12 protein-coding genes are annotated in these 11,491 nt (G+C 69.4%); 6 read left to right on the top strand and 6 right to left on the bottom strand.

The annotated features are described in order from the left end of the window. Positions 1-12: 12 nt before the first annotated feature. From G154_RS13220 to G154_RS13245, 6 genes are all read right to left on the bottom strand, one after another. On the bottom strand, positions 13-1,203 hold the full coding sequence (locus G154_RS13220) for a Dyp-type peroxidase (protein ID WP_019511891.1): 1,191 nt from the start codon (positions 1,201-1,203) through the stop codon (positions 13-15). Next, the gene (locus G154_RS13225) at positions 1,196-1,681 is read right to left on the bottom strand and encodes a copper chaperone PCu(A)C (RefSeq protein WP_023986191.1); all 486 of its coding nucleotides are present in this window, start codon (positions 1,679-1,681) and stop codon (positions 1,196-1,198) included. Before G154_RS13225 ends, G154_RS13220 begins: the two co-directional genes overlap by 8 nt. Then, the gene (locus tag G154_RS13230) at positions 1,674-3,143 is read right to left on the bottom strand and encodes a PepSY domain-containing protein (protein ID WP_019511889.1); all 1,470 of its coding nucleotides are present in this window, start codon (positions 3,141-3,143) and stop codon (positions 1,674-1,676) included. Before G154_RS13230 ends, G154_RS13225 begins: the two co-directional genes overlap by 8 nt. A 107-nt stretch (positions 3,144-3,250) precedes the next feature. Further along, positions 3,251-3,790 carry a hypothetical protein gene (locus tag G154_RS13235; RefSeq protein ID WP_019511888.1) on the bottom strand — a complete coding sequence of 180 codons (540 nt, stop codon included), beginning with the start codon at positions 3,788-3,790 and terminating at the stop codon, positions 3,251-3,253. 33 nt (positions 3,791-3,823) lie between these two features. Then, entirely contained in the window at positions 3,824-5,095 is a 1,272-nt protein-coding gene (locus G154_RS13240; protein WP_023986190.1) for a Dyp-type peroxidase, read from the bottom strand. Further along, a complete protein-coding gene (locus G154_RS13245; protein ID WP_019511886.1) occupies positions 5,092-6,027 on the bottom strand; it encodes an EfeM/EfeO family lipoprotein in 936 nt (311 codons plus the stop codon). The genes G154_RS13240 and G154_RS13245 overlap by 4 nt, the downstream gene beginning before the upstream one ends. A gap of 253 nt (positions 6,028-6,280) precedes the next feature. Between G154_RS13245 and G154_RS13250 the strand changes: the two genes are divergently transcribed. The 6 genes from G154_RS13250 to G154_RS13275 all read left to right on the top strand — a co-directional run bounded on the left by G154_RS13250 (position 6,281) and on the right by G154_RS13275 (position 11,259). After that, positions 6,281-7,021: a lytic transglycosylase domain-containing protein gene (locus G154_RS13250; RefSeq protein ID WP_031601662.1), complete on the top strand. Its 741-nt coding sequence runs from the start codon at positions 6,281-6,283 to the stop codon at positions 7,019-7,021. Positions 7,022-7,144: 123 nt separating this feature from the next. Next, positions 7,145-8,434: a phosphopyruvate hydratase gene (gene eno / locus G154_RS13255; protein ID WP_023986189.1), complete on the top strand. Its 1,290-nt coding sequence runs from the start codon at positions 7,145-7,147 to the stop codon at positions 8,432-8,434. Between the two features lie 9 nt (positions 8,435-8,443). Further along, positions 8,444-9,151 carry a septum formation initiator family protein gene (locus G154_RS13260; protein WP_023986188.1) on the top strand — a complete coding sequence of 236 codons (708 nt, stop codon included), beginning with the start codon at positions 8,444-8,446 and terminating at the stop codon, positions 9,149-9,151. After that, positions 9,144-9,635: a DUF501 domain-containing protein gene (locus G154_RS13265; RefSeq protein ID WP_019511882.1), complete on the top strand. Its 492-nt coding sequence runs from the start codon at positions 9,144-9,146 to the stop codon at positions 9,633-9,635. Before G154_RS13260 ends, G154_RS13265 begins: the two co-directional genes overlap by 8 nt. Continuing rightward, positions 9,626-10,570, top strand: a complete 945-nt coding sequence (locus G154_RS13270; protein WP_019511881.1) for a Ppx/GppA phosphatase family protein — start codon at positions 9,626-9,628, stop codon at positions 10,568-10,570. The genes G154_RS13265 and G154_RS13270 overlap by 10 nt, the downstream gene beginning before the upstream one ends. A gap of 32 nt (positions 10,571-10,602) precedes the next feature. Beyond that, positions 10,603-11,259, top strand: coding sequence for a hypothetical protein (locus tag G154_RS13275; protein ID WP_131701285.1), 657 nt, complete (start codon positions 10,603-10,605; stop codon positions 11,257-11,259). The last annotated feature ends 232 nt before the right edge of the window (positions 11,260-11,491 follow it).

Genomic DNA, 11,491 nt, shown 5'->3' on the forward strand with positions numbered 1-11,491 from the left:
TCGGCGATCGGGTCAGGCCAGCAATCCCGAGCCCAGCCAGTCGCCCTCGGCCACCCCGGGGAGCATGGCGAAGGTCGCCGAGCCCACCGTGGTGATCCACTGGTTCATCGCGTCGGACTCGGCCAACCGCGCCTGCACGGGAATGAACTGGCGCACCGGATCGGCGAGGTAGGTGGCGAACACCAGCCCGCTGTCGGTGGTCGCCCCCACCGGTGGCGGATCGTCGTAGTTGTACGGCCTGCGCAGGAACCGCTCATCATCGGTGCGGTGATGTGCCAGCGCAATATGCGAATTCGGTGGGATCACCGGAATCCCGTTGACCCGGGCATCCAGGTCGGGCACATCGCTCTCCCGGGTGCCGGTCAGCGGCGCCCCGGTGTCCAGCCGGCGGCCCACCGCGAATTCCTTGCTGGCGCGGTCGAGTTCGTCCCAGGTGTCCATTTCGGCCCGCACCCTGCGCAGCACCAGGATGGTGCCGCCGGCGAACCATGGTCGGGCCGCTCCGTCGTCCCATACGTAGCGGTCGAACTCGGCCGGGGTCCGCAGGTTCGCGGTACCGTCGACCTGCCCCATGACATTGCGCATCGTGGCCCCGGACACGTCGGCGCCATGGGCGTTGCGGAAGCCGCGCTGCCGCCAGCGCTGCACCGTCATGGCGCGGACGTTCTTGAGCAGCACCCGGCTGGTGTGCGCGACCACCATCGGGTCGTCGGCGCAGATCTGCAACACGATGTCGCCGCCGACGAACCGTGGCTCCAGCCGGTCGGTCCGGAACGGGGGCATGTCGACCGCGGTCGGGGGCCGCTTGTGCGCCATACCGATTCGGTCGAACACCGCCGGGCCGAGTCCCACGCTGACGGTGAGGCGGGCCGGACGAAGGGCAAGTTCGGGTTCGGTGTCGGCCAACGCCGGCCTGCCCTGGGTCAACCGTGCGGCGTCGGCGGTCCACAATCGCAGGATGGCGGTCAGCGTGTCGCGCGGATTGCGGTGCGGGTCGTCACGCAGATCCAGCGCGACGAACAGGGCGTGTGCCTGCGGCGGTGTGTCGATCCCGGCCTGATGCGCACCGTGGAAGGGCTCGACCGTGCCGCCGAAACCGTCGACCGTCGCCGAATGTGCGGCACTGCACTGGGTCAGGGCGGCTCCGGCGGCCAGGGCGGCGGCGCCTCCGGTGAGGAGGCGCCGCCGGTTGACGTCAACCATGGCTGCCGTGGCCGGGTTGGTATTGCTCGTTGGCGCCGGCGAAATCACGCACCTGAGCGGTGACCGGCAGAGTCGAGCCGTCCTCGAACTCGAGGGTGACGGTGACATCGCTGCCCGGTGACAACGGCCCGGTCAGATCCATCAGCATCACGTGGTCGCCACCGGGTGCCAGCTCATGGCTGCCACCCGGGGCGATCACGAATCCACCGGCCTTGGGGCGCATGGTCTTACTGCCCGCCGCGCCGGTGACCTCGTGCAGCTCCACCATGCCTGCCGCAGGCGAGCTGCCCGAGGTGATCCGCACCTCGTTGCTGCCGGTATTGGACAACGTCCCGAACAGCGCGGCCATCCCGCCGTCGGTCCCGGCGGCCCACTGGTCGGTGACCGTCACGCGCTCGGCCATCGGAGATTCCTGTGCGGCGGGGGAGCCGCACGCCGCCAGCAGCAGGGTCACGGCGAGGATGAGCACCTTAGGCATCGGCGTTCTCCTTCCGGGCCTTGGCCGCTCCCACGAGTGCGTCGACCAAAACGAAGCCGGCCAGCGAGAGCCCGAGCAGCGGCAGGAACCATCCGATGGCCACCGCGGTGACGACGATGGTGCCGATTGCCCACGGCGGCAGTCGTTTCCACGTCCCACGCAATGGTGGTCTGCCCACTGCCCAACCGGATCCGCGGGTCGGTCGGCGCTGCCACCACATCCGGTAGCCGCCGATGATCACGGCGACGAGGGCGACCGCGACACCGAGCAGGATCAGCTGGTTGGCCAGCCCGAACAGCAGACCCATATGGCCGCGGATACCCCAGTCGGCCAACATGGCGACCACCGAATAGTCGCGCCAGTAGTCGATCTCGCTGCTGACCGTGTTGGTGGCCGGATCGACCGCGGCCACGTTGGTGGTGAGCCGGTAGGGCTTGTCGAGCTCGGCGACCCGCACCCCGTTGCCCGCCTCGGTGGGCAGGGCCAGTTCGACGGGCTGGTGGACACCGGCGGTGGCTGCCGCCTGCAGCACGGCCTCGTAGTCGATCGCACCGGCCGGGGCACCGGGGGCATCGGCCCCGTGCTGACCGTGGCCCTGGTGTTCACCGTGGCCCCCGTGGTCGCCGTGCCCATCGGCGACCGCCGCGGCGGGATGCAGCGTGGTGTCCAGTACCGGTCGTTTCCAGTCCATGGCCGAGCGCAGCTCGGTGACATGCTCTCCGGCGTAGGTGGACCAGGTGATGCCGGTGGCGGACAGGAACAGCAGTCCGGCCAGCAACCAGACACCGGTGGCACCATGCCAATTCATGGTGCGGGCGCGGCCGCTGCTGCTGCGGTCCACTCGCAGGATGCGGCCCGGCCGTCCCCGGCGTCGCTGCGCGGCGGCCTTGGTCAGCCACAGCGCGAGCCCACCGAGGGCCACCACCCACAGCCAGGAGGCGGCCAGCTCGCTGTACACGCGGCCGGGTTCGCCGAGCTGGAGGTGCCGGTGGAAACCGTCGAGCCAGGTGCTCACCGGCAGGTAGCCCAGCCAGGTGGCCTCGTCGCCGAGGACACGACCGGTGTAGGGGTCCACGAACACCGACCGCAGCAACTCGGGGTCCAGTGCGGGGTCGGCGAACTCCACCCGGGTGGATGCGTCCGCGGCGGCCGGTGGCCGCATGCCGGTCACGGTCAACGCCGGGAATGCCTGCTGTGCGGCGGCGACCTGTTCGGCCAGCGGCAGTGCCTGCCCGGCCGGGGTGACGGTCAGGATGTCGGCGTAGATGATGCGTTCGATCGTCGGCGCCATGGCGTAGAGGCCGCCGGTCGTCGCGGCGATCAGGATGAACGGCGCGATCAGGATGCCTGCGTAGAAGTGCAGGCGAACCACGAAGGGGCGCCAACTTCTTCGGTGGGCGAGGGTGGACGGAGGTGTGGTGTCGGTCGGGTCGATATCGACGGTGTCGTCGGGAATGGTCATGACATGCCTTCGGCTGGAAACGACAGAGGGGTGTGCAGACGCACGCAGCGCGCCGTGACCGGGGGACCGGTCACGGGCGTTTCGATTCGTCGTGGAGTCGTCGACCGTCAGACGGTCGCGACAGCACCCCTCGGCGGGGCCCGCATGCCGAGGCCAGGAGCTAGCAGAACAGACTGCGCGACAACGTTGTCGGTGCGTCGGCGCGCCCGGTGTGCGGGCGCGGGCGCGTGCGCGGTGGCGAACAGCCGCAGCCAGCACAGCACCGAGGCGCACACCCGGTACAGATGTTCGACGGCGGCGATCGCGAAGCCCAGTAGCACCGCGGCGACCGCGTGTGCGGCGATCATCGACGGTGTCAGACCCATGTCGCCGTGATGCCCGCCGGCGACGGTCAACACCAGGTGGCTCAGCAGCTGGGCGGCACCCAGCGCCAGCGCCGGCACGATCACCCCGGCGTATCGACCGGAGACGGTGAGGCTGCCCGCGGCCGCACCGGAGGTGGCGCACACCAGCAGGGCGGCGATCAGGGCCGCACCGTGCGGGACGGTGCCCGCAGCCGCAGCGTGCGCACCGACGGTGGTGGCGGCGGCACTGATCCCGACCAGCACGGCGCGCACCCCGTGCGCGTGTGTGGTCGGCGTGCTCACCAGCGGGACTCTACTACGACGCCTAGTAGGTGCTCAGTCGACGAGCGTGTCGCCGAGGAACCGGTCACCGCCGGTCACGCCGGGAAGGACGAAGAAGAAGCCGCCGCCGACCGGCATGATGTATTCCTCCAGCGGTTCGCCCTTGAGGCGCTCCTGCACCGTCAGGAAGCCCTTCTGCAGACTGCGCTGGTAGGCCACGAAGGCCAATCCCTGGTCCAGGCGCCCGGCACCGTCGAACCCGCGCGAGTAGTTGAACCCGCGGCGCAGGATCAGGTTCTCGTCGGTCTGCGGTGTGCGCGGGTTGGCCAGCCGGATGTGGGCGTTGAGCTTGATGCGCAGACCGTCGGGGTCGTCGGCATAGTCCGGGTCGTCGAATTCGCCGGCCATGCCCAGCGGCGCCCCGCTGACCTTGGACCGCCCGATCAGCGCCTCCTGCTCGACGAGTTGGGTACGGTCCCAGAACTCGACGAAGTTACGGATGATGCGGACCGCCTGATAGCTGCCCCCGACCGTCCACTCCGGCTCGCGGCCGGGGCCGACGTCATCGGGACCCACCCACACGTGGCGGTCCATCACGGCGGCATCGCTGACATCGAGGTTGGCGGTGCCGTCCTTGAAGCCCAGCAGATTGCGCGGGGTGGTGGCCTGGATGCCGTCCTGGGTGGCGGCCTTGCCCGCGCCGATACCGCGGGCGTATCCGTCGATCATCCACTTGAGCACCAGATCGCTACGGGTACGCCGCATCAACTGCCGCAACGCGAACTGCATGGTGTCGTTGTGGCCGGACTCGAAGATGATCGAGATGTCCCCGTGTGACAGCTTGGGATCCAGCCGATCGTTGGCCAGGAACGGCATGGTCTCCAGCTCGCGCGGCTTGCGGTCGGCGAGGCCGAACCGGCCGTCGAACAGCGAGGCGCCCACGCCGACCACGATCGACAGGTTGTCCGGGGGCGGGTGTTCACCGAGAATCCCGGAATCCACCGGCGGGTAGGCCGGGTCGCGCTGCTCGGGCGGGCGGCCGGCCATCAGACCGCGGATCTCGTCGGTCAGTTCCTGCAGCGTCGATTTCAGCTGCGCACGATTCTTGGCGTGCACGTTGAACGACGCGATCAGCCCCTGCTCGGGAATCGGCAGCGCGGTGATACCGGCCTGGTGCGCACCTTCGAACTCGACGAACCGGGCCGCGTCGGGCGGTGCCGCCGGTTCCTGGCCACAACCTGCCAGGCCGGCCGCGCCGACAGCCGCCCCGGCGCCGAGCGCGCCGGCCACGAACCCGCGCCGAGAGATGCCTCGGGGGCGGTTCACTGCAGTTTGAGCACTCCCGAGACCTGGGAGAGGTTCTCCGAGAGGCCCGCGAGTTCAGATTTGAGCGTGTCGATGACGTCGGGGGTCACCGTGACCTCCGGGCAGCGCGCCGAGGGATAGGGGTCGTTCTCGGTGCAGAACAGCACCCAGCCGTCCCCGCGGCGCAGCGGGCCGAGGGTGTCGAACACCGAGTTGATACCGGCCTCGATCTTGCCGAGCAGCGCCGGGTCGGCCTGCACGAGAGCGGGATTGAGCTTGCCGATGGCATCGCGGGCACCCTGCACGTTGGCGTCGAAGTCCCACAGGTCGGTCTTGGCGTACCGATCCTCTTCGCCGGTGATCTTGCCCTCGGACACCTCTTCGATCAGTTCGGCCGCCCCGGTGGCGACATCGACCGGCTTCACCTCGACCGCTGGGAACTGGGCCTTGAGCTCGGCGATATCGGCGTCGAGTTGGTCGGCGAAGGGCGCGCCGCCCTCGGTGGTGTTCTTCTCGAACAGCAGGTACTCCAGCCGGTGCCAGCCGGTGAACCCGGGATCGTCGACACCGGCGAAGTCGTCGACGCGGGCGTCGATCTTGCCGTCGATCTTCTCGACCAGTCCGGCGATGGGTTCGATGCGCTCCCACGGCGCGCGCGAGGGGGCGTAGGCCTCCTGGGCTGCCTTGAGGTCACCGGCGCGGACCGCGTCGGTGAACACCTTGACCGCGCCGACGAGCTCGTCGATCTGTGCGGTGGCGTAGGCCTTGTACTCGACGGCGGCCTTCTCGGTCAGCGGATTCGGGGCAGCCGCCGCCGAACTACTGGTCGACGCGCCCGAGGTCGCACCGCCGCTCGACGTGTCGGTTGCGCTGTTCGAATCACCGTTCGAACATGCGCTGAGCACGAGTGCGATCGCGGCGATCGGTAGCTGCCAGGCGAAATGCCGTTTCATCGAGCCTCCTTGTGGGACATCGAGCACAGTACATGTTCGAGAAGTATTGGGTAGGCATACCTGAGTCGAGATCATCACGGGACAGCCCCTGGCGTTCTCACCGCTACTCTTGACCAGGGGGCGTGAGACTCCGTTGCGTTGTCACAGCGGGTGGTTTTGAGGGAGTGCTTTGTCGGACGTGCGGAGTGGGGCTGGGAGAGTGTCCTCCCCGGCACCGACCCTCGACCCGGAGCCCCCGGCCCCCGGCCACTCGATCACGGCATTCTGGCGCGCCCGTTGGGTGCGGGCCGCGTTGGTCCTCGTGGCGGCACTGCTGTTGCTCGCCTCCAGTTGTTCCTGGCATCGCGGGGAACACATTCCCGACGGGGTGCCGCCGCCGCGCGGTGCCGCCGTTCCCGCCATCGACACCAACGCCGCAGGCCGCCCCGCGGATCAGCTGCGGGACTGGGCCGCCGAGCTGGCACCCAAGACCGGCATCCCGGAGCAGGCCCTGCAGGCCTACGCCTACGCGGCCAGGGTGGCCGAGGTGGTCAATCCCAAATGCAACCTGGCCTGGCCCACCCTGGCAGGCATCGGCATGGTCGAAAGCCATCACGGCACCTACAAGGGCGCGGATATCGCACCCAACGGTGATGTGCGGCCGCCCATTCGGGGTGTCCAGCTCGACGGCACCATGGGCAACATGGAGATCCTGGACACCGATCAGGGCCTGCTCGACGGTGACCCGACGATGGACAGGGCGATGGGCCCCATGCAGTTCATCCCCGAGACCTGGCGGCTCTACGGAGTCGACGCGAACAACGACGGGGTGATCAGCCCCGACAACTTCGACGATGCGGCCCTGTCGGCGGCCGGCTACCTGTGCTGGCGGGGTAAGGACCTGTCCACGCCGCGGGGCTGGATGGAGGCGCTGCGGGCCTACAACCTGTCCAACCAGTACGCGCGCAATGTGCGGGACTGGGCGACCACCTACGCCGACGCGTCGATCTCCTAGATGTCGTCCCGACAGGCAACCGACTTCGCCAACTGCGGCGACCTGGAACACACCAGCGCGGTGCAACCTCTAGGCTCTTAGGCGTTCGCATGCCAGCCCATGACCGATTTCCAGGAGGAACCCGTGCCCATCATCGAACAGGTCGGAGCCCGCGAGATCCTCGATTCGCGCGGAAACCCGACCGTTGAGGTCGAGGTGGCCCTGATCGACGGAACCGTCGCCCGTGCGGCGGTGCCCTCCGGCGCATCCACCGGTGAGCACGAGGCGGTCGAGCTGCGCGACGGTGGCCCGCGCTACCTCGGCAAGGGTGTCGAAAAGGCCGTGGAGGCCGTCCTCGACGAGATCGCCCCCGCCGTGATCGGCCTGTCGGCCGACGACCAGCGGCTGGTGGATCAGGCGCTGCTGGACCTCGACGGCACCCCGGACAAGTCCCGCCTCGGCGCCAACGCGATCCTCGGTCTGTCGCTGGCGGTCGCCCGCGCGGCCGCCGAGTCGGCCGGGCTGCCGCTGTTCCGCTATGTCGGCGGCCCGAACGCCCACATCCTGCCGGTACCGATGATGAACATCATCAACGGTGGCGCGCATGCCGATACCGGGGTGGACGTGCAGGAGTTCATGATCGCCCCGATCGGCGCCCCGACCTTCAAGGAATCCCTGCGCTGGGGTGCCGAGGTGTACCACTCGTTGAAGTCGGTGCTCAAGAAGCAGGGCCTGTCCACCGGGCTGGGTGACGAGGGTGGTTTCGCCCCCGATCTGCCCGGTACCAAGGCCGCGCTGGACCTGATCGGCACCGCCATCGAGGGCGCCGGGTTCAAGCTCGGCACCGATGTCGCGTTGGCGCTGGACGTCGCCGCCACCGAATTCCACACCGAGGGCAAGGGTTACGCCTTCGAGAAGGAGACCCGCACGGCGGCGCAGATGGCCGAGTTCTACGCCGGACTGCTGGACACCTACCCGCTGGTCTCGATCGAAGACCCGCTGTCCGAGGACGACTGGGATGGGTGGGTGGAGCTGACCACCGCCATCGGTGACCGGGTGCAGCTCGTCGGCGACGACCTGTTCGTCACCAACCCCGAACGGTTGGAGGAGGGCATCGACAAGGGTGCGGCCAACGCACTGCTGGTGAAGGTCAACCAGATCGGGACGCTCACCGAGACCCTCGATGCCGTCGCGCTGGCGCACAACAGCGGATACCGCACCATGATGAGCCACCGGTCCGGGGAGACCGAGGACACCACCATCGCCGACCTCGCCGTCGCCGTGGGCAGCGGCCAGATCAAGACCGGTGCCCCGGCCCGCAGCGAGCGGGTGGCCAAGTACAACCAGCTGCTGCGCATCGAAGAGGCGCTCGGGGATGCCGCCCGCTATGCCGGTGACCTGGCCTTCCCTCGGTTCGCGCCCGCGAGCCAGTAACTTCGGTTCATGCCCGACGCGAAACGGCCCGATCCGCGCCGCCGCGGCCCTGCCCCCAGGCCGGGCAAGGCGGGCGGGGCGGGCCGTCCGCGTGCGTCGTCGGTGCGGCGCGACCCCAAGGCCCGCGAGCCCAAGGCGATCGAGAGCAGCAAGTCCCGCCAGGCCGATGGTGCCGCCGGCTTCGCCGATGACACCGGGGGTCCCGACACGGTGGCGGAGGCCATCAGGCGCTCCGTCGCCGAGACCGCCGACACCCACTCGGAGCAGCGCTTCGGGTCGGCGGCCCGGCGAGCGGCCATCCTGGCCGCTGTCGTCTGCGTGTTGACGCTGACGATCGCCGGACCGGTCCGCACCTACTTCGCTCAGCGCACCGAGATGAACCAACTGAAAATGGTTGAGGCACAATTGCGTTCACAGATCGCCGATCTCGAACAACAAAAGATCAAGCTGGCCGACCCGGTGTTCATCGCCGCGCAGGCACGCGAACGGCTGGGCTTCGTGATGCCCGGCGACATTCCCTATCAGGTGCAGTTGCCACCAACCGCCGCGGTGGAACCCGATACCGGTCCCGAGGCGCCGACGGCGATCAACACCGATCCCTGGTACACCTCGCTGTGGCACACCATCGCCGATCAGCCGCACGGCATCACCCCGGCCGTGCCACCGGCGCCACCCGCGCCCGGCGGCACTCCCACCCCGGTGCCCGCCGGTGGTTGAACAGGCCGACCTGGACGCCGTCGCCCGCCAGCTCGGACGCGAACCGCGCGGTGTCCTGGAGATCGCATACCGTTGTCCCAACGGCGAACCCGCGGTGGTCAAGACCGCGCCGAAGCTGCCCGACGGCACCCCGTTCCCCACGCTGTATTACCTGACCCACCCGGCACTGACCGCCGCGGCGAGCAGGTTGGAGTCCTCGGGTCTGATGCGCGAGATGACCGAACGGCTCGCCGAGGATCCGGAGGTGGCGGCGGCCTACCGGCGCGCACACGAGTCCTATCTGGCCGAGCGCGACGCCATCGAGTCGCTGGGCACCGACTTCACCGGTGGTGGCATGCCGGACCGGGTGAAGTGTCTGCACGTGGTCATCGCACACTCGTTGGCGAAAGGCCCTGGGCTCAACCCGTTCGGGGACGAGGCACTGGCGGTGCTGGCCGTCGAGCCGGGGATGGCAGGCATCCTGGACCGGAAGGTGTGGGCGTGAAGGTCGGCGCGATCGACTGCGGTACCAACTCCATCCGACTGCTGATCGCCGAGGGCGGTTCCCCCGGGCTGGTCGACGTGCACCGCGAGATGCGCATCGTCCGGCTGGGCCAGGGGGTCGACGCCACCGGAGAGTTCGCGCCGGAAGCGCTGGCGCGCACCGAGACCGCGCTGGCCGATTATGTCGCGCTCATGCGCGAGCACGATGTGGCCCGGGTCCGGATGGTCGCGACATCGGCCGCCCGCGACGCCGGTAACCGTGACGAATTCTTCGCCATGACAGCCCGATTGCTCGGGACCGTCAGCGACGGGGCGGTCGCCGAGGTGATCAGCGGGACGGAAGAGGCCGAGCTGTCCTTCCGCGGCGCGGTCGGCGAGCTCGATTCGACCGGGGCACCGTTCATCGTCGTCGATCTCGGTGGCGGTTCCACCGAACTGGTCCTCGGCGACGGTGCCGGGGTGAGCGCGTCGTTCTCGGCCAACATCGGCTGTGTGCGGATCAAGGAGCGTTGCCTGCCCTCGGACCCGCCGCCGGCCGAGGAGATCGAGGCCGCCCGGACCGTGGTGCGCGCCGCCCTTGACGAGGCGCTGCGGGCCGTCCCGGTGGAACGCGCGCGCACCTGGGTGGGGGTGGCCGGCACGTTCACGACCCTTGCGGCGCTGGCGCACCGCTTACCCGTCTACGATCCGGCCGCGATCCATCTGTCCCGGACCGGTTTCGGTGATCTGTCGACCGTGTGCGCCGACCTGCTGGCGATGACCGCGCAGGAGCGGCTTGCGCTGGGCCCCATGCACGAGGGCCGCGCCGATGTGATCGCCGGCGGTGCGATCGTGGTGCAGGAGCTGGCCCGGGTGATGGCTGACCGAGCCGGTATCGACAAACTGGTGGTCAGCGAGCACGACATCCTGGACGGTATTGCGCTGTCCATCGCCTAGCGTGTACCGGTGAGGCTGAAGGAGGGAGAGGCGTGAGCACGTGGAATTCGGGCGGAGGGCCGCCGCCGATCGTCCCGCGTCCGCCGTCGCGCGGTGGTCCGAACGTGGCGCTGATCGCCGGTGTCGCCGCGGCGGTGCTGGCCATCGGAGGCGGTGTCGCCTATTTCGTGCTCAGCCCGTCCGATCCGGATGAGCCTGTCGGGCAACAGACTTCGGTGTCGGCGCAGTCCGGGGCGTCGGAGGGTGCGACGACCGAGCAGGACGAGGGCGACAACGACCGTCTGATGAAGGTGCTGCCGCGCGGTTATCCAGACGGGGCGTGCAAGCCGGTGGCCCGTCTCGACGGCGCCCTGGCGACCATCGCCTGCACCGTCAACAAGGATCCCGGCGGGCCCATGTCCGCCACGTACTCGCTGCTGGTGGATAGTGCGGCGCTCAAGGCTGCGATCGACAACCTGGAAACCACCTCGACCGTGGTCGACTGCCCGGGCCGGATCCAGTCGCCGGGGCCATGGCGACACAATGCGTCGCTGCACGAGGTCAGCGGCACACTGATGTGCGGTATCCAGAACGACAACCCGATGCTGGCGTGGACCAATTTCGACGACCAGATGTTCGCGGTGGTGCAGGGTCGCCCGGCGGGCCCGACCCTGGACAACCTCTATGCCTGGTGGAGCACCCACTCCTGAGTTCTGTTCTGCGACAGAAGCACCGGCGCCCCGGGTCCTTTCGGACCCGGGGCGCCGGCGTTGCAGGACGTGCCTATCAGGCGGGAGGTGCCATCACCGGGGTCGTGGTCGGCGCGGCGCCGGCCGGGAGCGGGGTGCCCTGGCTGCCGGCCTCGGCAGGCGCCGGAGCGGTGCCCTCGGCAGGTGCGGGAACCGCGGCCGGGACGGCGCCGGGCGCCGGTGCGGCCGCCCG

Source organism: Mycobacterium sp. VKM Ac-1816D (genome assembly GCF_000416385.1).
Taxonomy (GTDB): Bacteria; Actinomycetota; Actinomycetes; order Mycobacteriales; family Mycobacteriaceae; genus Mycobacterium; species Mycobacterium neoaurum_A.